Origin of the sequence: Kitasatospora sp. NPDC058190 (assembly GCF_042883685.1) — a bacterium.
GTDB lineage: Bacteria > Actinomycetota > Actinomycetes > Streptomycetales > Streptomycetaceae > Kitasatospora.
Map to the genome: position 1 here is coordinate 1 of NZ_JBHVVI010000063.1, position 21,958 is coordinate 21,958.

The 21,958-nt window shown below is 73.0% G+C and carries 23 protein-coding genes; 11 read left to right on the plus strand and 12 right to left on the minus strand.

Annotation, left to right across the window (positions count from 1 at the left end; all coding sequences use genetic code 11):
• Positions 1-90 precede the first annotated feature (90 nt).
• Positions 91-807 (minus strand): SDR family NAD(P)-dependent oxidoreductase, encoded by a 717-nt coding sequence (locus tag ACFVWU_RS26270; RefSeq protein ID WP_387625417.1) that lies wholly within the window; start codon positions 805-807, stop codon positions 91-93.
• Positions 808-868: 61 nt separating this feature from the next.
• Here ACFVWU_RS26270 and ACFVWU_RS26275 point away from each other — a divergent pair, with 61 nt between their 5' ends.
• From ACFVWU_RS26275 to ACFVWU_RS26285, 3 genes are all read left to right on the plus strand, one after another.
• Positions 869-1,414 (plus strand): MarR family winged helix-turn-helix transcriptional regulator, encoded by a 546-nt coding sequence (locus tag ACFVWU_RS26275; protein ID WP_387625419.1) that lies wholly within the window; start codon positions 869-871, stop codon positions 1,412-1,414.
• Positions 1,415-1,536: 122 nt separating this feature from the next.
• Positions 1,537-1,680 carry a hypothetical protein gene (locus ACFVWU_RS26280; RefSeq protein WP_387625421.1) on the plus strand — a complete coding sequence of 48 codons (144 nt, stop codon included), beginning with the start codon at positions 1,537-1,539 and terminating at the stop codon, positions 1,678-1,680.
• Positions 1,681-1,905: 225 nt separating this feature from the next.
• Complete coding sequence (locus ACFVWU_RS26285; protein ID WP_387625519.1) at positions 1,906-4,437, plus strand: ATP-dependent Clp protease ATP-binding subunit; 2,532 nt, start codon at positions 1,906-1,908, stop codon at positions 4,435-4,437.
• A 112-nt stretch (positions 4,438-4,549) separates the two neighbouring features.
• On the opposite strand, the gene ACFVWU_RS26290 is transcribed toward ACFVWU_RS26285, so the two are convergent.
• The 3 genes from ACFVWU_RS26290 to ACFVWU_RS26300 all read right to left on the minus strand — a co-directional run bounded on the left by ACFVWU_RS26290 (position 4,550) and on the right by ACFVWU_RS26300 (position 6,136).
• Entirely contained in the window at positions 4,550-5,434 is an 885-nt protein-coding gene (locus ACFVWU_RS26290; protein WP_387625423.1) for a metallophosphoesterase family protein, read from the minus strand.
• Positions 5,435-5,613: 179 nt separating this feature from the next.
• A complete protein-coding gene (locus tag ACFVWU_RS26295; protein ID WP_387625425.1) occupies positions 5,614-5,919 on the minus strand; it encodes a DUF4190 domain-containing protein in 306 nt (101 codons plus the stop codon).
• Between the two features lie 61 nt (positions 5,920-5,980).
• Positions 5,981-6,136 (minus strand): hypothetical protein, encoded by a 156-nt coding sequence (locus ACFVWU_RS26300; RefSeq protein ID WP_380610684.1) that lies wholly within the window; start codon positions 6,134-6,136, stop codon positions 5,981-5,983.
• A 132-nt stretch (positions 6,137-6,268) separates the two neighbouring features.
• On the opposite strand from ACFVWU_RS26300, the gene ACFVWU_RS26305 reads away from it, so the two are divergent.
• The 6 genes from ACFVWU_RS26305 (at position 6,269) to ACFVWU_RS26330 (ending at position 13,121) form a co-directional block, all read left to right on the plus strand.
• The gene (locus ACFVWU_RS26305) at positions 6,269-6,898 is read left to right on the plus strand and encodes a TetR family transcriptional regulator (RefSeq protein ID WP_387625427.1); all 630 of its coding nucleotides are present in this window, start codon (positions 6,269-6,271) and stop codon (positions 6,896-6,898) included.
• A 142-nt stretch (positions 6,899-7,040) separates the two neighbouring features.
• Entirely contained in the window at positions 7,041-7,922 is an 882-nt protein-coding gene (locus ACFVWU_RS26310) for a serine protease (RefSeq protein WP_387625429.1), read from the plus strand.
• A 283-nt stretch (positions 7,923-8,205) separates the two neighbouring features.
• The gene (locus ACFVWU_RS26315; RefSeq protein WP_387625431.1) at positions 8,206-9,702 is read left to right on the plus strand and encodes a S28 family serine protease; all 1,497 of its coding nucleotides are present in this window, start codon (positions 8,206-8,208) and stop codon (positions 9,700-9,702) included.
• Positions 9,703-9,894: 192 nt separating this feature from the next.
• Positions 9,895-10,548: a TetR/AcrR family transcriptional regulator gene (locus ACFVWU_RS26320; protein WP_380610680.1), complete on the plus strand. Its 654-nt coding sequence runs from the start codon at positions 9,895-9,897 to the stop codon at positions 10,546-10,548.
• Positions 10,532-12,166 carry an acyl-CoA dehydrogenase family protein gene (locus tag ACFVWU_RS26325; protein ID WP_387625433.1) on the plus strand — a complete coding sequence of 545 codons (1,635 nt, stop codon included), beginning with the start codon at positions 10,532-10,534 and terminating at the stop codon, positions 12,164-12,166. Before ACFVWU_RS26320 ends, ACFVWU_RS26325 begins: the two co-directional genes overlap by 17 nt.
• Before the next feature lie 73 nt (positions 12,167-12,239).
• Entirely contained in the window at positions 12,240-13,121 is an 882-nt protein-coding gene (locus tag ACFVWU_RS26330) for an amidohydrolase family protein (RefSeq protein ID WP_387625435.1), read from the plus strand.
• On the opposite strand, the gene ACFVWU_RS26335 is transcribed toward ACFVWU_RS26330, so the two are convergent.
• The gene (locus tag ACFVWU_RS26335) at positions 13,114-13,920 is read right to left on the minus strand and encodes an inositol monophosphatase family protein (RefSeq protein ID WP_387625437.1); all 807 of its coding nucleotides are present in this window, start codon (positions 13,918-13,920) and stop codon (positions 13,114-13,116) included. The genes ACFVWU_RS26330 and ACFVWU_RS26335 overlap by 8 nt on opposite strands.
• A gap of 115 nt (positions 13,921-14,035) precedes the next feature.
• On the opposite strand from ACFVWU_RS26335, the gene ACFVWU_RS26340 reads away from it, so the two are divergent.
• On the plus strand, positions 14,036-15,025 hold the full coding sequence (locus tag ACFVWU_RS26340) for an Lrp/AsnC family transcriptional regulator (protein ID WP_387625439.1): 990 nt from the start codon (positions 14,036-14,038) through the stop codon (positions 15,023-15,025).
• Between the two features lie 32 nt (positions 15,026-15,057).
• Here ACFVWU_RS26340 and ACFVWU_RS26345 read toward each other — a convergent pair whose 3' ends face one another.
• From ACFVWU_RS26345 to ACFVWU_RS26360, 4 genes are all read right to left on the minus strand, one after another.
• Positions 15,058-15,882, minus strand: coding sequence for a helix-turn-helix domain-containing protein (locus ACFVWU_RS26345; RefSeq protein ID WP_387625441.1), 825 nt, complete (start codon positions 15,880-15,882; stop codon positions 15,058-15,060).
• A gap of 71 nt (positions 15,883-15,953) precedes the next feature.
• A complete protein-coding gene (locus tag ACFVWU_RS26350) occupies positions 15,954-16,436 on the minus strand; it encodes a DUF2269 family protein (protein ID WP_387625443.1) in 483 nt (160 codons plus the stop codon).
• A 120-nt stretch (positions 16,437-16,556) separates the two neighbouring features.
• A complete protein-coding gene (locus ACFVWU_RS26355; RefSeq protein WP_387625445.1) occupies positions 16,557-17,264 on the minus strand; it encodes a 4'-phosphopantetheinyl transferase family protein in 708 nt (235 codons plus the stop codon).
• A 183-nt stretch (positions 17,265-17,447) separates the two neighbouring features.
• A complete protein-coding gene (locus ACFVWU_RS26360) occupies positions 17,448-18,077 on the minus strand; it encodes a TetR/AcrR family transcriptional regulator (protein ID WP_387625447.1) in 630 nt (209 codons plus the stop codon).
• 76 nt (positions 18,078-18,153) lie between these two features.
• Here ACFVWU_RS26360 and ACFVWU_RS26365 point away from each other — a divergent pair, with 76 nt between their 5' ends.
• Positions 18,154-19,116 (plus strand): hypothetical protein, encoded by a 963-nt coding sequence (locus ACFVWU_RS26365; RefSeq protein ID WP_387625449.1) that lies wholly within the window; start codon positions 18,154-18,156, stop codon positions 19,114-19,116.
• A 1-nt stretch (position 19,117) separates the two neighbouring features.
• Here ACFVWU_RS26365 and ACFVWU_RS26370 read toward each other — a convergent pair whose 3' ends face one another.
• The 3 genes from ACFVWU_RS26370 to ACFVWU_RS26380 all read right to left on the minus strand — a co-directional run bounded on the left by ACFVWU_RS26370 (position 19,118) and on the right by ACFVWU_RS26380 (position 21,946).
• Entirely contained in the window at positions 19,118-19,615 is a 498-nt protein-coding gene (locus tag ACFVWU_RS26370; RefSeq protein ID WP_387625451.1) for a F0F1 ATP synthase subunit B, read from the minus strand.
• Positions 19,616-19,820: 205 nt separating this feature from the next.
• A complete protein-coding gene (gene kynU, locus ACFVWU_RS26375; protein WP_387625453.1) occupies positions 19,821-21,047 on the minus strand; it encodes a kynureninase in 1,227 nt (408 codons plus the stop codon).
• A gap of 68 nt (positions 21,048-21,115) precedes the next feature.
• A complete protein-coding gene (locus ACFVWU_RS26380) occupies positions 21,116-21,946 on the minus strand; it encodes a tryptophan 2,3-dioxygenase (protein WP_387625455.1) in 831 nt (276 codons plus the stop codon).
• Positions 21,947-21,958 lie beyond the last annotated feature (12 nt).

Consider the following 21,958-nt stretch of genomic DNA (forward strand, 5'->3'; position numbering starts at 1 on the left):
AGTCCAAGCACACCTGCTCGAACTCCTCAGCATTGACGAAACCCGACCCCGCTGGCTGGAGACCTAAAACCCCATGTGCGAAGTCCGGGACTAGCGGGTGGTGTGGGCGCCGCCGTTGAGGTGGAGGGTCTGTCCGGTGAGGTGGCGGGCGCCGGGGGAGGCGAGGAAGTGGGCGGTGCGGGCGACGTCGGCGGGGGTGCCGGGGCGGTTGGTGTGGGTCTCGGCGATGAGGGCGGCGCGGCGTTCGGAGGTCAGGGCGCCCTGGAAGAAGTTGGTGTCCTCGATGTAGCCGGGGGAGATGACGTTGGCGGTGACGCCGAGCGGGCCGAGTTCGGCGGAGAGGGCCGCGTTCCAGGCGGCCAGCGCGGCCTTCGCCGCGCCGTAGGCGCCGCCGCGGCGTTCGGCGCCGATGGAGCCGATGCTGATGACGGTGCCGCCGGGGGTGAGGGCGGGCCGTAGGGCGGTGGTGGTGAGGACGGCGCCGAGCAGGTTCTGGGCCAGGTTGGCCTGCCAGCCGGCGAGGACGGCGTCGAGCGGCGGGAGGTCGGCGGGGGTCGGGGCGGGCAGGCCGCCGGAGGCGTTGACCAGGACGTGCAACTCAGGGATGCGATCGGCCAGTTCGGCGACCTGTCGGGGGTCGGTGGCGTCGCATGCCAGGCCTTCGACGGACAGCTCGGCGGCGGCGCGCTCGACGGTGTCGCGGTGTCGGCCGGTGATCAGGACGCGTTCGCCGTCGGCGGCGAAGAGTTCGGCGGTGGCGCGGCCGATGCCGCTGGTGCCGCCGGTGACCAGGACGGTTCGGGCCATGGGTCTCTCCAGGGATGTATGTTTAGGCCTAAACGTAGCGGAGGTGGCAGTGCCAACGGAAATGACGGCAGCTCAGATCGCCGAGGCCTGGCGGCGGGAGCGGCCCGGGACGCCCACCGGCTCGATCGAGATCGTCACCCCGGTCTGGTGGCTCGCCAAGCTGTTCGCCGACGACCGGGCCCGGGCCCTGCGGTCCGCGGGGATCGACGCCGCGACGCTCGACCTGCTCTCCGTGCTGCGCCGATCGGGTGAACCGTACGCGCTGACCACCCGTGAGCTGGCCCGCCGCACCCTGGTCACGGCGGGCGCGATCTCGCAGCGGGTGGCCCGGGCCGAGGCGCAGGGGCTGGTCGTACGGGAACCCGGGAAGCCCGCCGGGCACGGCAGCCGGGCGGTGCTGGTGTCGCTGACGGCGGCCGGGCACGAGCTGGTCGAGCAGTCCGTGGACGTGGTGCTGGGCCGGGAGGCGCGGCTCGTCGACGGCCTGTCGCCGGCCGAGCGCGAGACCTTGGCCGGCCTGCTGGACAAGCTGCTGACCGACGTACGGTCGCGGGTGGCGGGGCCGGAGGGGCCGGGCGAGGATCGGGGGGACCGTACGGACCCCTGAGCGCGGTGGACGGACCCCTGGGAGCGGTGGGCGGATGGCGGAGCAGCTGGGGGAGAGCCGGGCGGAGCTGTCGGCGCGGCTGAACTGGCTACGGGCGGCCGTGCTGGGTGCCAAACGGCGGCGTGGTCTCCACGGCGGGCATCGTGACCGGGGTGGTGGGCGCGGCGGGCTCCCGTACCGCGCTGCTCGTGGCGGGGGTGGCCGGGCTGCTGGCGATGGCGGTGACGTACAGCGGGGGCGTGCTGCTGGACGGCAGCACGGGATGACGGCAGCACGGGACGACGGCAGCACGGGACGACGGCATCGCCGGGTGACGGACGGCAGCACGGGATGACGGCAGCACGGGATAGCGACATCGCCGGGTGATGTCATCACCGGGTCACGGCGGAACGGGGTGGTGACGCCACCGGCTGATGCGCTCGACAGGCGGGCGGATGCGCCCTGTGTTTCTGTGGCTGCAAACCGCTTGGGAGAGGTGAACAGCCGTGACCATGCCCCCGTTCGGATCGAACGACCCGTTCTCCGACCTGCTCAGCCGGTTCTTCGGGATGAGCCCGCTGGCCTCCCCGCCCGCCGTGCAGAGGGTGCCGATCGGGCGGTTGCTCAGCGAGTCCTCGCAGGAGCTGCTGGCGTTCGCCGCCCAGCGCGCGGCCGAGGACGGGAGCAGCGACCTCGACACCGCGCACCTGGCGTGGGCGGCCACCCGGGTGGAGCCCTCCCGGCGGATGCTGGAGCGCGCGGGCATCGACCCGGACGAGCTGTCCGCGGACCTGGAGCACGCGCTGCCGTCCGGGACCTCGGAGTCGCCGGCCGGGCAGCCCGCGCTCACTCCCTCGGCCAAGCGCGCGCTGCTGGCCGCGCACGCCCGCTCGCAGGCGGTCGGCGCCTCGTACATCGGCCCGGAGCACATCCTCGGCGCGCTGCTGGAGCAGGAGCGTTCGGGTGCGGGTACGGCGCTGCGCAACGCGGCGCCCTCGCAGGAGGCGCTGAAGTCGGCGCTGGAGGGGCGCGGCACCGGTGGCGAGCGCAGCGGCGCCGGCGCGCACCCGACCGGGACGCCGACGCTGGACGAGTACGGGCAGGACCTCACCGAGGCGGCGCGCTCGGGCCGGCTGGACCCGGTGGTCGGGCGGGCCGAGGAGATCGAGCAGACCGTCGAGATCCTCTCCCGGCGGACCAAGAACAACCCGGTGCTGATCGGTGAGCCGGGCGTCGGCAAGACCGCGATCGTCGAGGGCCTGGCCCAGCGGATCGTCTCCGGGGACGTGCCGCAGAGCCTCAAGGACAAGCGGGTGGTCACCCTCGACCTGACCGCGCTGGTGGCCGGCTCCAAGTACCGGGGCGAGTTCGAGGAGCGGCTGAAGAAGGTGATCGACGAGGTCACGGCGGCCGAGAAGAGCGTGATCCTGTTCCTGGACGAGCTGCACACCGTGGTCGGCGCGGGCGGTGGCGGCGAGGGGTCGATGGACGCCGGCAACATCCTCAAACCGGCCCTGGCGCGCGGCGAGTTGAGCGTGGTCGGGGCGACCACGCTGGACGAGTACCGCAAGCACGTGGAGAAGGACGCCGCGCTGGAGCGCCGCTTCCAGCCGGTGCTGGTGCCGGAGCCGAGCGTCGAGGAGACGATCGAGATCCTGCAGGGACTGCGCGACGCGTACGAGGCGCACCACCAGGTGCGGTTCAGCGACGAGGCGTTGGACGCGGCGGCGACGCTCTCCGACCGGTACGTCAGTGACCGCTTCCTGCCCGACAAGGCGATCGACCTGCTCGACCAGGCCGGCGCGCGGGTGCGGCTGCGCAGCCTCAGCGGCTCCACCGAGGCCACCTCGGTGCAGGACCGGATCACCAAGCTGAAGCGGGAGTTGGACGAGGCCGTCGCGGACGAGGAGTTCGTGCGGGCCGCCAACCTGAAGACCGAGCTGCGGCACACCGAGGACGAGCTGGCGGCGATCGCCGAGTCCCGCGAGGAGGTCGTCGACGTGACGGCCGACGACATCGCCCAGGTGCTGTCCTCCCGGACCGGCATCCCGGTCGCCGAGCTGAACGCGACCGAGAAGGAGCGGCTGCTCAAGCTGGAGGAGCACCTGCACGAGAAGGTGATCGGCCAGGACGACGCGGTCACCGCCGTCGCCCAAGCGGTGCGCCGCGGTCGGGCCGGGATGGGCGACCCGGAGCGGCCAACCGGGTCCTTCCTCTTCCTCGGACCGACCGGCGTCGGCAAGACCGAGCTGGCCAAGGCACTGGCGGCGCTGCTGTTCGGCGATCCGGACCGGATGATCCGCTTCGACATGAGCGAGTTCCAGGAGAAGCACACCGTTTCCCGGCTGGTCGGCTCCCCGCCCGGGTACGTCGGCTACGAGGAGGCGGGGCAGCTGACCGAGGCGGTGCGCCGCAAGCCGTACAGCGTGCTGCTCTTCGACGAGGTGGAGAAGGCGCACCCGGACGTCTTCAACCTGCTGCTCCAGGTGCTGGACGACGGGCGGCTCACCGACTCCCAGGGGCGTACGGTCGACTTCCGCAACACCGTGGTGATCATGACCAGCAACCTCGGTTCACAGCGGATCCTGGACCACGCGGGGAACGTGGACGAGATCAGGGACGACCTGATGCGGGACCTGCGCCAGCAGTTCCGTCCGGAGTTCCTGAACCGGATCGACGAGGTGATCGTCTTCCACGCGCTCACCCGGAAGGACCTGGTGTCCGTGGTCGATCTGCTGCTGGAGCGCACCCGGCGCCGGCTCCGGGCGCAGGACGTGCAGCTGGAGGTCACCGAGGCGGCGAAGGAGTTCCTGGTCAACCGGGGCTACCAGCCGGAGTTCGGGGCGCGGCCGCTGCGCCGGACGATCCAGTCGGAGCTGGACAACCGGATCTCCAACCTGCTGCTGGACGGCACCGTGCGGGAGGGGGACACGCTGATCGCGGACGTGAGCGACGGGGAGCTGACGGTGTCGCTGGCGCGGCCGGAGGCGTCGGCGACCTTCGAGGAGGCGGAGGAGAAGGCGCGGGCCGCCTCGGCGGAGTAGCGCACCGGCGCGCCGGGTTCGGGCGTACTCCAGCGGGAGTGCGCCCGAACGCCACTGGTGGAGGACGCGCGGGGCGGGGGCGCGGGGCCGTGCAGCGAGGGGGCCCCGGAGATCAGCCCGCCGCGGCCTGCGGGAACACCTCGCGCAGGAGCGGGTCCGGCAGCCCGCGCTTGCGCCACTCGCGTGGGTAGCCGAGCGAGACCTCCTCGAAGGGGACGCCGTCGTAGTTGGTCTTGCGCGGGATGTGCAGATGGCCGTAGATCATCGCGGCGGTGTTGAAGCGGCGGTGCCAGTCGGCGGTCAGCTCGGTGCCGCACCACTGGGCGAACTCGGGGTACCAGAGCACCTCGGTGGGGTGGCGGACGGTCGGGTAGTGGTTGACCAGGACGAGCGGGACGTCCGGGTCGCAGGCGGCGAGCCGCCGCTCGGTCAGCCGGACGCGCTCGCGGCACCAGGAGTCCAGGTCCGGGAACGGGTCCGGGTGGAGCATCCGCTCGTCGGCGCAGACGATGCCGCTCTCGTAGGCGGCCGCCAGGGACTCCTCCTTGGTGGTCGTGCCGGGCGCACGGAAGGAGTAGTCGTACAGGAGGAAGAGCGGGGCGATGCGGACGGGGCCGCCGGCACCCTGCCAGAGCGGGTACGGGTCCTCGGGGGTGACGACGCCGAGGCCGCGGCACAGTTCCACCAGGTGTTCGTAGCGGGCCACGCCGCGGAGCTGGACCGGGTCCTCGGGGTGGGTCCACAGCTCGTGGTTGCCGGGCGCCCACACCACGCGGGCGAAGCGTTCGGCGAGCAGGCCGAGCGCCCACTCGATGCTGGTGGTCAGCTCGGCGACGTCCCCGGCGACGAGCAGCCAGTCGTCGGGGTGGGTGGGCTGGAGCTTCTCCACCAGGTCGCGGTTCTCCTGGTAGGAGATGTGCAGATCGCTCACCGCGAGCAGCCGCCCGCCCGCCCCGGTGGGCGTCGGCTGCGCGCCGCTGTGGATCTCGGTAGTCACTCCTGCCCCCTGTGCTCACCCGGTCAATGGGGCCACCCTACGTGGCGGTCCGGGGGCGTGGGCGGGGTTGACGGGATCAGCTGTTCGAGGGGTGAGACGAGGAGTTGAGGTCAGCTCAGGGACGGGCCTCGAGCGGCACTCCTCCGGGGTGGGCCCCAGAGGTGGGCCCAGGGCCGGACTCAGGAGCTGATGTCGATGAGCACACCGTGGGAGGTGGCGGTGGTGACGGCGAGGATGACCAGGGAGGCGATGCCGAGGGCCAGGCCGAGGAAGGCGCGGCCGCGACGGCTGGTGCCACGGACCAGGGCCAGAGTGGCGAGGGTGATGGCGATCGGGCCCAGGACGATGTTGAAGAGCAGCAGGCCCGGGAGGCCGAGGAGGAAGGAGGCGATGGCCAGGTTGTCGGCCTCGGCGGTGCCCTGACGGTCGGTGGCGGCTCGGTCTGCGGCGCGCTTGGTGATGGCGCTTTCGGCGACGGTGCTCATGGCGGTGGCGGGTCCTCTCGGCGGAGTGGACGGGGCGGCTGGAGTGGCCGGAGCGGCCCGGTCAGCGGTGCCGCAGGCGGGCGATGCCCTCGCGGGCGCCGAAGCCGAGCAGCCAGGCGGTGATCGCGGCGGCGGCGGTGAGGAAGACCGGGAGGGGCAGGTGGGCGGCGGTGCCGATCAGGACGCCCATGGCGACCAGGGCGGAGAACAGGATCACGGCTGACTCCTTCAGCTGCGGGTGCGGCTGCGCCGGTTTCGGCTGTGTTTCGGTTGACAAGTGTTCACTGACTTCGGGCACCACTGTACGCCCGGCTGGCCAAGTTCGGCAAACGACTGTTTACTGAATGGCGTGAGTCACACCGTGGGGGCCAGACAGGCCCAGAAGCAGCAGAGTCGGCGGGCCTTGCTGGATGCCGGGCTGCACCTGCTGGCCGATCAGAACCTGGCGAGCCTGGGTGTCCGCGAGGTCACCCGCGAGGCCGGGCTGTCGCCTGCCGCCTTCTATCGACACTTCCCGGACCTCGCCGCGCTCGGCGTCGCGCTGGTCGAGGAGTCGCTGGCCAGCCTGCACGTCATGATCCGTTCGGTGCTCGCCGAGGCCGGCGGCGCCGAGGAGCTGATCGACCGGGCGGTGGACGTGATCCGGCAGCACGTCCGCGAACACCGGTCGCACGTGCGCTTCCTGGCGCGCGAGCGGCACGGCGGGGTTCGGCAGGTGCGTGAGGCGATCGACGCCGAACTCGGCCGCTTCGCCGCCGAGGTGGGCGCCGCCCTGGCGCTCCAGCCGGTCTCGCGGGGCTGGAGCGAGCAGGATCTGCGGATGCTCGCCGAGTTGTACGTGGACCACATGGTGTCGACGGCCTCCGCCTTCCTGGAGGCCCAGGAGGCGGACCCCGCCCGCGAGCGGCGGATCGCCGCCACGGCCCGGCTGCAGCTGCGCCTGATCAGCCTCGGTCGGCGCCACTGGCAGGGGAGTTGAGTGCGCTGATCCCCTAGCGGGATTGGCGGAGGGCGGGGGCGTGCCCTCGTGACCTGTGGTGTTCTCTTGGGCTGGTTTTGACTCTTGACAGTAAGTCATGTCCGCGACAGCTTTGGAGGACCCCCACACCGAGAGGTCTCTCATGAAGAAGCCGCTCATAGGCATGCTCGCCACGCTCCTGGTCGCCGGTGCAACCGCCCTCGCCGGCGCCCTCCCGGCCCAGGCCGCCACCCCGGCAGCCGCCGGCGTTCTCTCCGACACGGCCCACGCGACCAAGGCCGCCCCGCAGGCCGCCGTCACCTTCGCCGGGACGGTCGCGCTCAGCAACTGCTCCGGCTCGCTGGTGCGGATGCCCGGCTCGGCCGCGACCGACCCGGCCCTCGTGCTCTCCAACGGCCACTGCCTGGAGTCCGGCATGCCCGGCCCCGGCGAAGTGGTGCTCGACCAGCCCTCCAGCCGGACCTTCAGCCTCCTCGGTGCCGCCGGTGGCCGCCTCGCCACCCTGCGCGCGACCAAGGTGGTCTACGGCGCCATGACCGACACCGATGTGTCGATCTACCAGCTGAACACCAGCTACGCCTCGATCAAGTCCAAGTACGGGATCTCCCCGCTGACCGTCGCCGACACCCATCCCACCCAGGGTGCGGACATTCGAGTCGTCTCCGGCTACTGGAAGAAGATCTACTCCTGCTCGATCGACGGCTTCGCCTACCAGTTGAACGAGGCCGACTGGACCTTCAAGGACTCGGTCCGCTACACCTCCGGCTGCGACGTGATCGGCGGCACCTCCGGTTCGCCGGTGGTCGACGCCTCGACCGGCCTGCTGGTCGCCGTGAACAACACGATCAACGAGAACGGTGAGTCCTGCACCCTCGACAACCCGTGCGAGGTCGACGAGAACGGCGCGGTGACGGTGCACCAGGGCATCGGCTACGCCCAGGAGACCTACGGCATCCCCGCCTGCTTCGCCCCCGGCAACCGGCTCGACCTCACCCTGCCGGGCTGCACCCTGCCCCGCCCGTAAGCCCGGACCTGCCCGTAAGCCTGCCTGCCCGAAAGCGTTGCCCCGCCCTCAAGCCCCGCCCGTGAGTCCTGACCCGCCCGCGCGCACCCCTTCAGCGGGCGACCCGCCCCGAGCAGCCGACGGAACCGAGGCAACGCCACTGACCAGCACCTTCCCCCGATGGACCACCCGCGACCAGGCGGGTGGTCCATTCGGCCGTCCACGAGGCGGCCGCCGCACCACCCGCACCGCAGAGTCGTGCCGACGATGCAGCCGTCATGTCCGTTGACCAGATGGAGAGTTGATGACCACCAAGCTGAGAAGACTGCTGGTTTCCGTCCTGCTGATACCGGTGTTCGCGATCGGCGGCCTGGCCACCCCGGCCTTCGCCGCCGCCGGTCAGGGCGCCGAGGCGTCGGGCGCCGCCCACGGCCGCAGCCCGGCCGACGACCCGAACGCCGACATCAAGGACCGCCTGGCGGCGATCCCCGGGGTGACCATCACCGAGGAGAAGCCGACCACCACCGGCCACCGCTACTTCCTGGCCACCTACACCCAGCCGATCGACCACTTCCGCCCCTGGCTGGGCACCTTCCAGCAGCGCTTCAGCGTGCTGCACCGCGGCTACGACCGCCCGACCGTCTTCTACACCAACGGCTACACGCTGGGCACCAGCCCGTCCCGCACCGAGCCGACCCGGCTGGTGGACGGCAACCAGGTCTCCATCGAGTACCGCTACTTCACCCCCTCCCGCCCCGAGCCGGCCGACTGGTCCAAGGCCGGCATCCGCCAGCAGGCCGCCGACTCGCACGAGCTGGTGACCGCGCTGAAGCGGATCTACCAGCGGGAGTGGCTCTCCACCGGCGCCAGCAAGGGCGGCATGTCCTCCACCTACTACCGCCGGTTCTACCCGGACGACGTGGCGGGCACGATCGCCTACGTCGCGCCGAACAACACCGACGTCAACGACTACTCGGCCTACACCGAGTTCTTCCAGAACGTCGGCACTCCCGAGTGCCGGGCCGCGCTCGACGCCGTCCAGCGCGAGCTGCTGGTGCGCCGGGACCGGCTGGAGCCGCGCTTCGAGGCCGACAACAAGGCCGCCGGCTCCACGTTCAACGTGATCGGTTCGGTGGACCGGGCCTACGAGGGCAGCGTGCTCGACGTGGTCTGGGGCTTCTGGCAGTACAGCATGGAGTCCGACTGCGCCAAGGTCCCGGTGGCGGCCACCGCGACCGACGACGAGATCTACAAGTGGTTCGACGCGCAGGAAGGGGTGACCACCGCCAGCGACCAGGGCCTGTCGAAGTACACCGCGTACTACTACCAGGCCGCGACCGAGCTCGGCGCGCCGTTCTTCGACGTCTCGTACCTGAAGGACCTCCTGCACTACGACTACAAGGAGCTGTACGCGCCGCGCGCGTACGTGCCCAAGGAGATCCCGACGACCTTCAACCCGAAGGCGATGCCCGACATCGACCGCTGGGTGAAGCACCACGCCGAGCGGATCATCTTCGTCTACGGCGGCAACGACCCGTGGGGCGCCAAGCCGTTCGAGCTGGGCCGGGGCAGCGACGACTGCTACGTCTACACCGTCCCGGGCGGCAACCACGGCTCGAACATCAGCAAGCTGCCGGCCGACGAGTCGGCCGAGGCGACCGCCAAGGTGCTGGAGTGGGCCGGCCTGGCCGGCGATCAGGACACCGCACGCTCGCTGGCCAAGTCGCCGCAGCTGGTGCCGTCCTTCGGCCCGCTCGACATCGAGGGTCAGCGGCTGGAGCAGGAGCGCCGCCCGCTGTAGCGCTCAGGAGCGGTCCAGCAGTCCAGCAGTCCAGCAGTACCAGGCAGAACCAGGAGGCCGCCCCGCCCGGGGCGGCCTCCCGTCGTTCGGCGCGGGGCAGCGCGGGGCAGCGCGGGGCAGCGCGGGGCAGCGCGGGGTGGCGCACCCGCCGACCCCCTCCCCGAAGAAGTGAATCAGTGCTTCAATGCTTCCATGGCCTATCGACGCACCCCCGCCGTGCAAGCCCGCCTGGACGCCCAGCGCGAGGCGGTACTGCAGGCCGCGGTCGGCCTGCTCGCCGAGCGCGGCTACGGCGGCTGCACCATGGCCGCCGTGGCGGAGCGCGCCGGGGTCGCCACCGGCAGCCTCTACCAGCACTTCGCCAACAAGGCCGAGCTGTCGGTGCAGCTGTTCCGCCGGGTGGTCACCCGGGAGATCGAGGCGGTCAACGCCGCCGTCGCCCGCCGGGACACCCCGCAGCGGCGGATCGCCGCCGTGGTCGAGACCTTCGCCGCCCGTGCGCTGCGCGCGCCCCGGCTGGCGTACGCGCTGCTGGTCGAGCCGGCCGACGCGGTGGTGGACGGCGAGCGCCTGGTCTTCCGGCGGGCGTTCCGGGACGTGATCGCCACCGAGATCGCCGCCGCCGTGGCGAACGGCGAACTCCCCGAGCAGGACCCGGTGCTGACCGCCGCCGCCCTGGTCGGCGCGGTCGGCGAGGCACTGGCCGGCCCGCTCGCCGCCGCGCCGGTCGAAAGCGTCGGGCCCCGACCCGGCGACAACCAGCACAGCGACAACACCACGGTGGTCCCCGCCCTGGTCTCCTTCACCCTGCGTGCCCTGGGAGGACGCGATGACAGCGACGCATGAGGTCACCAACCAGGTGCCCCTGCCGTACGGACACGACACCGCCGCCGACCCGACCCTGCTCGCGGCCCTGGACCGGGCCGGCGCCGGCTGGGCCGAGCCCGAGCTGCGCGAACTCGGCCGCCTGGCCGGGTCCGAGCAGGCCGCCGACTGGGGTCGACTGGCCAACGAGAACCCGCCCGTGCTGCGCACCCACGACCGCTTCGGCCACCGGATCGACGAGGTCGAGTTCCACCCGTACTGGCACGAGCTGATGCGCACCGCCGTCTCGTACGGTCTGCACGCCGCGCCCTGGCGGGACGAGCGGCCCGGCGCCCACTCCGCGCGCGCCGCCAAGTTCTACGTCTGGGGCCAGGTCGAGGCCGGCCACACCTGCCCGATCTCGATGACCTACGCCGCCGTTCCGGCCCTGCGCCACAACCCCTCCCTGGCCGCCGAGTTGGAGCCGCTGCTGGCCGCCACCGCGTACGACTACGGGCTGCGCGAGCCGCGCACCAAGCGCGGGCTGATCGCCGGCATGTCGATGACCGAGAAGCAGGGCGGCTCGGACGTCCGCACCAACACCACCACCGCCGCCCCGCACGCCGACGGCACCTACCGGCTCACCGGCCACAAGTGGTTCACCTCGGCGCCGATGTCCGACCTCTTCCTGACCCTCGCCCAGGCGCCCGGCGGGCTCAGCTGCTTCATGCTGCCGCGCGTCCTTCCGGACGGCAGCCGCAACCGGCTGCACCTGATGCGGCTCAAGGACAAGCTCGGCAACAAGTCCAACGCCTCCGCCGAGTTGGAGTACGACGGCGCGGTCGGCTGGCTGGTCGGCGAGGAGGGCCGGGGCGTGCCGACCATCATCGAAATGGTCAACATGACCCGCCTGGACTGCACGATCGGCGCCGCCTCCGGCATGCGCTACGGCACCACCCGGGCGGTCCACCACGCCCTGCACCGCCGGGCGTTCGGCAAGGCGCTGGTCGACCAGCCGCTGATGCGCAACGTGCTGGCCGACCTGGTGGTGGAGTCCGAGGCCGCCACCGTGGTCGCGATGCGGCTCGCCCAGTCCACCGACCTCGCCCTGGCCGGGGACGAAACCGAGGCGCTGGTACGGCGGTTGGGCCTGGCGGTGGCCAAGTACTGGGTGTGCAAGCGCGGTCCGGCGCACTCCGCCGAGGCGCTGGAGTGTCTGGGCGGCAACGGCTACGTGGAGGAGTCCGGGATGCCCCGGCTCTACCGCGAGGCGCCGCTGGTGTCGATCTGGGAGGGCTCCGGCAACGTCGCCGCCCTGGACGCGCTGCGCGCCATGGCCAAGCGCCCGGAGACGGTCGACGCCTTCCTCGGCGAACTCGACTCCGCCGCCGGCGCGGACCGCCGACTGGACGCGGCGGTCGCCGAACTGCGCAAGCGGCTCAGCGACCTGACCGACCTGGAGTACCGCACGCGGCGGCTGGTCGAGTCGCTGGCGCTGGCCTTCCAGGGCTCGCTGCTGGTCCGGTACGGCGACCCGGCGGTGGCCGACGCCTTCTGCGCCACCCGCCTGGGCGGCGACCACGGCGCCGCCTTCGGCACCCTGCCGCCCGGCGTGGACACCGCCGCGATCATCGACCGCGCCCGCCCGGTGCCCGCGTGAGCGAACGAAGTGAGCGAATCGTCGAAAGGTGCGCGTTGCGCGAAGCGCTCGCCGAGCGGAGCGAGGTGGGCGCATGAGCGTGCGAGAAGCCGAAGAGGTACGGGAGTTCTGGCAGTCCCTGGGGCTGCCCGGACTGATCGACGTGCACACCCACTTCATGCCGAAGAACGTCCTCGACAAGGTGTGGGCGTACTTCGACGCGGCCGGCCCGCTGGTGAACCGGCCCTGGCCGATCACCTACCGCGAGGCGGAGGAGCAACGCGTCCGGCGGCTGCGGGAGTTCGGCGTCCGGGCGTTCACCTCGATGCTCTACCCGCACAAGCCCGGCATGGCCGCCTGGCTGAACGCCTGGGCCGCCGACTTCGCCGCCCGCACCCCGGAGTGCCTGCACACCGCGACCTTCTTCCCCGAACCCGGGGCGGCAGGGTACGTGTCACGGGCCGTCGAGGACGGCGCCCGGGTGTTCAAGGCGCACCTCCAGGTCGGCGGCTACGACCCGACGGACGCGCGGCTGGACGAGGTCTGGGGGCTGCTCGCCGATACCGGCACCCCGGTGGTCACCCACTGCGGATCCGGTCCGGTGCCGGGCAAGTTCACCGGGCCCGGCCCGATCGGCGAGGTGCTGGAGCGGCACCCCGGACTGGTCCTGGTGGTCGCCCACCTCGGCATGTCCGAGTACCGCGACTTCCTCGACCTGGCCGAGCGCCACCCGGCCGTCCGGCTGGACACCACCATGGCGTTCACCGACTTCGCCGAGGTCGACGCCCCGTTCCCGCGCGACGAACTGCCGCGGCTGCGCGGGCTCCAGGAGCGCGTCCTGCTCGGCAGCGACTTCCCCAACATCCCGTACCGGTACGTCCACCAGCTGGAGGCGCTGGCCGGGCTGGGCCTGGGGGAGGAGTGGCTGCGGGCGGTCTGCCACGACAACGCGGCCGCCCTGTTCGGACTCAGCTGACCGCCCGCAGCACGCCCAGCGCGTCCGCGTGCAGCCCGGGCGCGGCGGCAAGGAAGCTGTCGGAGCCGGCCGTCCAGGCCGCCCCGGCGGCGTCCGTCACCGCCGCGCCCGCCTCGCTCGCGATCAGCGCGCCGGGCAGCAGGTTGCCCGCGTCCGCGCCGTACTCCCAGAACAGCGCCAGGTGCCCGGAGCCGACCTGGGCCACCTGCAGCGCGGTCGGGCCGAGGTTGCGCACCGCGGGCACGGCGCCCGCCATCGCGGACAGCGACTCGCCGGCCCGGCGCAGCGCCACCGGGTCGTCGGCCACCCGGGGCGGCTGGCTGGTGGCGGCGACGGTGACCGCCAACTCACGCTCCAGCGGCGCGATCGGCCGCCCGTCCAGCTGCGCCCCACCGCCCAGCACCGCCCGGTAGGTCCGGCCCGCGCCGAACAGCTCCGGGGCGTGCACCACGGCCAGCACCGCCGCGCCGTCCCGCACCAGCGTCGCCGTCACCGCCCAGTGGGGCTGCCCCAGCAGGTACTGCACCGCACCGTCGGTCGCGTCGCACACCCACCACTCGCCCTCGCCGGGCACCGAGCCGTCCAACTCCTCCGGCACCCAGCCGGCCCGCGGGTGCAGCGCGCTCAGCCGCTCGCGCAGTTCGGCGGCGGCCGGGCCGTCCAGCTCCGCGAAGCGCGCCGCCGCCTCCGCCGCGGTCCGCGCCGGCGTCGGCTCGACCGGCCGACCGGCCGCCAGCCTCCCGCCGACCTCCCGCACCGCGGCCTCCACACCGTCCGCCAGCGTCCACAGCTCGTCCATCGCGCCGACTCCTCCGTTCCCGGGCCGGTTCGCTCCGGCCGTCCAGGACAAGGAGTACCGTCAGGGCTGCCGAACAGGACGCTCAAGCGGCCACGAACGACGGAGATCGGACATCATGGACCTCACCACGACCGATCCGGACACCGTGCTGGACACCCTCGACCGTCGCCTGGTCTGCGCGCTCCAGCTGGACGGACGGGCCGAGCCCGGCCGGATCGCCGAGGTGCTGGGCGTCTCCGCCCGGACTGTCACCCGGCGCCTGAGCCGGATGCGGCAGGCCGGGGCGCTGCGGGTGGTCCGGATGCCCGACATCGAGGACGCCGCCGTGGGCGCGCTGCTGCTGCGGGTCCGGGTGCTGCGCGGCCGGGTGGACGCGATCGCCGAGGCCCTGGCCGCCCGCCCCGACGTGCCCTTCGTCGACGTGATGCTCGGCGGCCACGAGGTCGGCGCCGTCATGCTGAGCGACGCCGGCTCCCGCGACCGCCTGCTGTACGGGCAACTGCCCGCGACCGGTGCCGTCACCGAGACCACCACCCACGCCGTGCTGCACGCCTTCGCCGACGCCGGGCAATGGCAGGCCGGCTACCTGACCGAGCGAGAGGCCGCCGCTCTCGCCCGGCCCGTCCCCCCGCGCCCCGCCGCGCCCCCGCCCTTGGACGGGCTCGACCGTACGCTGCTGGACCGGCTGGGCGAGGACGCCCGGCAGTCCCACGCCGTGCTGGCCGGGGCGGTCGGCGCGCCCGAGTCGACCGTCCGGCGCCGGCTGCACCGGCTGGCCGAGGCCGGGCTGCTGCGCACCCACGCCACCGTGGACCCGCGGCTGCTCGGCATGGCCGTGGACGCCAACCTCTGGCTGGACGTGCCGCCCGGCCGGCTCGCCGAGATCGGCGCCGAGCTGGCCCGCCACCCGCAGGTGCACGGCGTCTTCGCCACCAGCGGCCCGACCAACCTGCTGGCGACGCTCTTCTGCCCGGACCACGGCGGCCTCTACCGCTTCCTCACCGACACCCTCGGCCCGCTCGGAGTCGCCCGCGCGGAGACCACGATCACCGCCCGCGCGGTGAAGCGGGCGGGCGTGCTGCTGCGCCGGCCGGGCAGGGCGTGAGCTCAACGGTCCTTACCCGCGAGGCATGGCCGCTAGCGCTCCGGACCCACCGCGGATTGCAGGAAGCGGACCGTCTCCGCGTCGGCCGGCAGGAAAGTCTCCATGGCCAGCTCGGAGACGGTGACGTCCAGCGGGGTGTTGAAGGTCGCGATGGTGGACAGGAAGGAGAGCACCCGCCCGCCGTGCCGGATCCGCAGCGGGAGCGCGAACGGGAAGCCGTCCTCCGGCGCCTGCCCGGCCGGGTCGTCGGCCGGCTCGGGGTAGCCGCTGACCTCCTCGTACAGCTGCCGCAGCGGCTCGGCGCGGACCAGATCCAGCTGCTGTTCCATCCGTTCCAGCAGGTGCCGCCGCCACTGTCGGTGGTTGACGATGCGCGGTGCCAGCCCGTCCGGGTGCAGGGTGACCCGGATCGCGTTGAACGGCGGTCGGAGCAGCTGCGGGGCGACGCCGTCCAGCAGCAGGGCGAGCGAGCGGTTGGCGGCCAGCACCCGGAAGGCCCCGTCGACCACCAGCGCCGGGTACGGGTCGTGGGCGGCGAGCAGCCGCTCGATGCCGCCGCGCAGCGCGGCCATCGACGGGTCGTCGAGCGGCGTCTCGGGGTAGTGCGGGGCGTAACCGGCCGCCAGCAGCAGGGTGTTGCACTCGCGCATCGGGACGTCCAGCTGCGTGGCCAGCCGCAGCACCAGTTCGCGGCTCGGGTGGGAGCGGCCGGTCTCGACGAAGCTGAGGTGCCGGGCCGAGGAGTCCGCCCGCAGTGCCAGTTGCAGTTGGCTGAGCTGTCGTCGCTCGCGCCAGCCGCGCAGCAGCGGGCCGACGCCGGTCCCCGTCGGGCTGCCCATGCCCGCCATGATCGTCATGGCCAAGGACGGTACTCGAACCGACCCGGTCGGTGGGAGGGGGCAGGGCGGATCGGGCTCCGCGGGGCCGCTCAGGCTCCGGTGGTCGACCCCGGTCGGACGATCATCAGCACCACGACCACGGCCCACAGCAGGTTGAACACCCCGGCCGTCATGGGCAGCATCCGCAGGCCGCCGACCGCCTTGGTGTGCTGCTCGTCCTTCGGGTCGAGGCCGAGCGCGTCCACGGCGGCCTGCTGGCCGGGCAGCACGAAGAGCAGCAGCGAGAGCGCGGCGATCGCGGTGAGCACCATCGAGGCGATCAGCCAGGACTGCCCGAGCACGTCCATCACCTGCGCCAGGCCGATGCCCAGCACCGGCACCGCGACGCCGAGCAGGGCGTAGACCTGGGTGATCCGGTGCAGGACGCGCAGTACGCCCGCGTCCGAGGCCTGGTCCGGCCCGTCGGCCAGGGCGGCCTTGGCCCGACGCGGGAACATGCTGACGGCCACCGCGACCGGGCCTATGAACAGGACCGACGCGAGGACGTGCAGGCTCAGCAGGAACTTGGCCATGGCGGGGCACCCTTTGATCCGGTGGGTAGCTGGGTCGGCGGGCGCGCGCCGTCGGCGTGCCCACGACCAGGCACGCTAACACCGCTTATTCACCGGCCCCGCGCTCGGGTGCCCCTGGTCCTACCCGGCCGCGGCCAGTTCCACGATGCGCGGCGGGGCGGAGCTGACCGCCGCGACGGCGACGCCGTGCTCGGGGTCGGTCCAGTCGAGCAGGTACAGGTCCTCGTGCCGGCTGTGCAGCGGGGCGCCGGGCGGGACGTCCAGTGGCAGGGCGGAGAGGTCGACCTGTCCGAGGGTGTCCAGGGTGGCCCGCCCTATCTTGATCAGCGACTCCTTGCGCACCCACTGCCGCAGGAAGGCCCGGTTCGGCTCCGGTGCCGCCTCGACCAGGGCCAGCTCGGCCGGGGCGAGCACCCGGCGGGCGACCGCGCGCAGTGAGCCGCTCCGGGCGGCCAGCTCGACGTCCACGCCGACCGGCTGGTAGCCGGCTCCGGCCGCCACCACGCCCCTGGTGTGGGACAGGCTCACGTGCACCCCGGGGTGGTCCGGCAGGTACGGCTTGCCGTGGTCGGCGAGGCCGCAGTCCGGGCACTCCTGGGCGAGCACCACCTCGACGGCCGGGACGCCGAGCAGCCGGGCGGCGCAGAGCCGGACCAGGACGTGCCCGGCGGTGAAGTCGGTCCGCCCGGACTCGTGCCGGAACCGCTTGGCGCGCGCCCGCTCGATGTCGGTGAGCAGGTGTTCGCCTGCCTCGGGGTGGCGCAGTACGGCGTCGGCGGACGCGACGGCGACGAGCGGCGCGCTCTGGTCCTGGGCCTCGGTGGTCATGCCGTCCAACCTAGCCGGGGTGGCGGCCCGGCGGTTGCTCGGGCCGGGCGGGCGGGGGCCCGAAGGCCGGAGCGTGCGCGGGCCGGGTCGATCCGACCGGGCGGCCTCCGCCGTGTCCGGGGCCCGCCTTCGGACTCCCGGACGGACGACGGCGACGGCGACGGCCTCGACTCCCCCTCGGGGTCAGCGCCTCGGCGGGTAGTCCGCGAGCCCCGAGCCGAGCAGGCCGAAGGCCCGTTCCACCGCCGCCTCGACCCGGCTGCGCACCGCGTCGGTCGGCTCGCCGGCGACCATCGCCCGGCGGATCTCGGCGAGCACCGCACGGTGGGCGCCGGCCACGGCACCGGCCACCACCCGGGGGAGCGGGTCCTCCGCCCCGGCCCCCGACTCCTCGGCGAGGACGGCCGCCAGCGCGGCCTCGGCGCGCTCGCCGAGCTCCAGCAGTCGGGCCCGCAGGGCCGGGCTGTCGTCGATGATCCGCCAGAACGCCGCCATCCGCGGGTTCAGGCCGATCGTCGGCTCGCCGTCGGCGACGGCCGTCAGCAGGTCGGCCCGTACGGCGTCCACGGCGGAGCTGCCGGCGGGCCGTCCCCGGACGACCTCGGCCAGGTGGGCGACCACCTCGTCCTGCCGGTCGAAGAACAGGTCCTCCTTGGTCGGGAAGTAGTTGAACACCGTGTTGGGCGAGACCCCGGCGGCCCGGGCCACCTCGACCACCGTGACGCGCTCGAAGCCGCGCTCGGCGAACAGGCCCATGGCGGTGTCGGCCAGGAGCTCCCGGGTCTGCTGCTTCTTGCGTTCACGAAGTCCCATGGCGGAATCCTACGGGCGAACCATGATGTCGCACCAAACTTGCAGCGACACCAAAAATATCGGCTACGGTGTCGGCATGACCTTCACCTTCGGCATCTATCCCGGCGGACTGCTCGGCGACGACACCGGCCTGATCGAACCCGTCAGCCCCGACGACCCCGCGCGGATCACCGCCGCCCTGCGCGAACTCCAGGGCAACGCGCCCGAGTTGATCGTCCGCGCCTACCGGCTGTTCCCGGACGGCGCGCACACCCCGGAGCGCCCCGAGCAGTACGCCGTCGAGGGCCGGAAGCTCGACCTCGTGCTCCAGTTCCGCGAGCACAGCGGGGAGTTGGCGGGCTGGCTGGACTTCGTCCGGCGCACGGTCCGGGCCGAGGGCGGCCGCCTGGCCTGCGTGCAGATCTGCGAGGAGCCCAACCTCGACCTCCCGCCCGTGGACGGCAGCATCCCGAACGTCCGCCGGGCGCTGGTCGAGGGCGTCATCGCGGCCAAGGAGGAGGCGCTGACCTGCGGCTACGAACGGCTGGCGGTCGGCTTCAACGCGGCGCCGTCCTTCGGTGCCGCCGCCGACACCTTCTGGGACGAGCTCGGCAAACTCGCCGACGAGCGCTTCCACCGCGCCCTGGACTACGTCGGCGTGGACTTCTTCCCGGACGTCTTCTGGCCCGTCCCGTCCGACCAACTCGCCGGCGCCGTACGGGCGGTGCTCACCGGCTTCCGTGACGACGCGCTGCCCCGGGCCGGGATCGGGCCGACCGTCCCGCTGCGGATCTGCGAGAACGGCTGGCCCACCGGCCCCGGGCGGAGCGAGGAGCGGCAGGCCGAGGTGGTCGAGGAGGTGGTCCGGACGGTCGCCGGGCTGGCCGCCGAACTCGCCGTCACCGGTTACACCTTCTTCGCCCTGCGCGACGCCGACAGTGCGGGCCCGGGACTGTTCCACCACTTCGGCCTGCTGCGCGACGACTGCACCCGCAAGCCGGCCTTCGACGTCTACCGCGAGCTCGTCGCGGAGTTGACGGTCGGCTCGGACGCGCCGTAGCTCAGTGGGCCTCGAAGAACCGGTCCACCGTGCGCCGCTCGGCGGCGATCGCGTGCACCGGTTCGCCGACCACCCGGCCGGCCAGGGTGACGGCCAGCCCGCCGACGTCCTGTCGCAGCCGGGTGGCCGCCGCGGCCCGGTCGGCGGCGATCCGGGCGCGCCCGGCGGCGAGCAGCCGCTCACGGTCGCGGATGCCCTCGGCGCGGGCGGCCGTGATCGCCGCCGTGCCCTGCTCGGTGTACTCCTGCCGGATCCGGGCCGCCTCGTGCCGGGCCGCGCCGATCTCCTCCAGCGCGGCGTCCCGAGTGGCCTCGGCCTCGGCTCGGACGGCCTCCGCGCGTTCGACGCGGCCCTCGGTCGCGTCCCACCGCTGCGCCCGTACCCGCTCGATCCGGGGGAGCAGGACGACGCCGAGTGCGAACATCAGCAGGAAGAGCTGGGCCAGGCCGAGGGCCAGCATGGAGGGATCGGGCCTGAGCGGGCCGAGTTCGATGTTCACGCAAGACCTCCCCTTGGCCTGACGGACAGTCAAGGTGGAGGTTTCCCTGGTGCGATGACGGTCGAACGTTCACTCGGCCATGACCTGCGTCACTTCACGGGCCCCGCGGTGCCATTGCCCCATGACGTAGCGGATCGTCGGCCCGGTGGCCCAGCCGCCGTCCACCGCCGGCTCGGCGACGGGACGACGGACCGGACCCCTCCGGTTACGTCACCTCGCCCCGGCGGGAGAAGCGCTCCTCCCTCCACTCGCCGCTCGCCAGCACCTCGGCCAGCTGCCGGGCCGCGTCCCAGACCTCGGTGTACGAGAGGTAGAGCGGCGTGAAGCCGAAGCGCATCAGGTCCGGCGCCCGGAAGTCCCCGATCACCCCGCGCGCGATCAGCGCCTGCACCACCGGGTATCCGTCGGCGTGCCGCAGCGCGACCTGGCTGCCGCGCCGGGCGTGCTCGCGCGGGGTCGCCACCTCGACCCCGTCCAGGCCCTCGACCAGCGAGATGAACAGGTCGGTCAGCGCCAGGCTCTTCGCCCGCACGGCCGCCAGGTCGGCCCGTTCCCAGACGTCCAGCGAGGCACCCAGTGCGGCCTGGCCGAGCAGTGAGGGCGAGCTGGTCAGGAACCGGCCGATGCCCGGCTTGGGGTCGTACCCGGGCTCGAAGGCGAACGGGCGGGCGTGCCCGAACCAGCCGCTCAGCGGCTGCACCGGACCGGCCGCCAGGTGCCGCTCGGCGACGTACAGGAAGGCCGGCGAGCCGGGGCCGCCGTTCAGATACTTGTAGGTGCAGCCGACCGCGAAGTCCGCGTTCGCGGCCGCGAGTTCGACCGGCAGCGCGCCCACCGAGTGGCACACGTCCCAGATCATCAGGGCGCCCGCGGCCTGCACCCGGGCGGTGATCCCGGGCATGTCCAGCAGCTCGCCGGTGCGGTAGTCCACGTGCGAGAGGACCACCGCGGCCACGTCCCCGTCCAGGTGCCCGTCCAGCTCCTCGGGGCGGATCAGCACGCTGCGTCCGCCCTCGACCAGGCCGGTCACGCCCTCGGCGATGTACAGGTCGGTCGGGAAGGCCTCGGCGTCACCGAGCACCGTGCGCCGCCCGGGGCGCAGCGTGAGCGCCGCGGAGAGCACCTTGAACAGGTTCACCGAGGTGGTGTCGCAGACGACCACCTCCGCCGGATCGACGCCGATCAGCGGCGCGATCCGCCGCCCCAGCCGGTACGGCTGCTCGAACCAGCCGGCGTCGTTCCAGCTGCGGATCAGCTCCCGGCCCCACTCCTCCTCGACCACCTGCCGCACCCGCTCCGGGGTGCGCACCGGCAGCGCGCCCAGCGAGTTGCCGTCCAGGTAGATCACCCCGTCCGGCAGGGCGAACTCCTTGCGGAACGCCGCCAGCGGGTCGACGGCGTCCAGCGCCGCGCACTCCTCGCGCGTGATCATGCCCATTCCTCGGTCCCCTCGCTCGCAACCAGTCCCGTCACCTTTGCCGCCTGTCGCGGTTCGTCCCGTCACAGCTCGTCCCGGATCGTCCACAGCTCCGGGAAGACGTCCTGCTCGGCCGACTTGCGCAGCCAGGTCAGCCCGCTGGAGCCGCCCGAACCGGGCTTGGCGCCCATGCTCCGCTTGACCGCGGACAGGTGGCGCTGGCGCCAGCGGGTGACCCGCTCGGCCACGTCCAGCAGCGCCTCGCCGAGCGGCTGCAGGGCGGCGAACTCAGGGTCCGTGTAGACCCGGCGCCAGGCCGCCGCGACCTCCTCGGAGGGCTGGTAGCGCTGCTCGGAGCTCTCCGGGCGCACCGCCAGGCCGCGCCGGGCCAGCAGGGCCAGCGCCTCGTCGTACAGGCCGGGGGAGCGCAGCGCCTCGGTCAGCTCGGCCCGCGTCCCGGGCATCTCCGCGTACATGTTCAGCAGCGCGGCGTTCTTGTTGCCGAGCAGGAACTCCAGGTGCAGGAAGGCCGAGGACTGGAAGCCGGAGGCCTCGCCGAACAGCGCGCGGAAGGAGTTGAACTCCTGCGGGGTCATGGTGGCCAGCAGGTCCCAGGACTCCACCAGCACGTCCTGCACGTGGGTGCCGCGGCGCAGCGCGGCCAGCGCGGCGGTCAGGTCGTCCTCGCGCAGCGCCTGCCGGGCCTGCGTCCACTCGTGCCGCAGCAGGTCGAAGAGCAGTTCCATCACCTGGGTGGTGACGATGAACGACAGCTCGGCCGGCTCCTTGCTGCGCGGGTGCTGCAGGCTGTGCAGCTGCTCCAGGCGCACGTACTGCGCGTACGGGGTGCCCCGACCCGGCTCGCCGCCCCGACCGAACGACAGGTTGGGTGTCTCCACCGTGTCGTGCCCCATCCCGATCCCTCC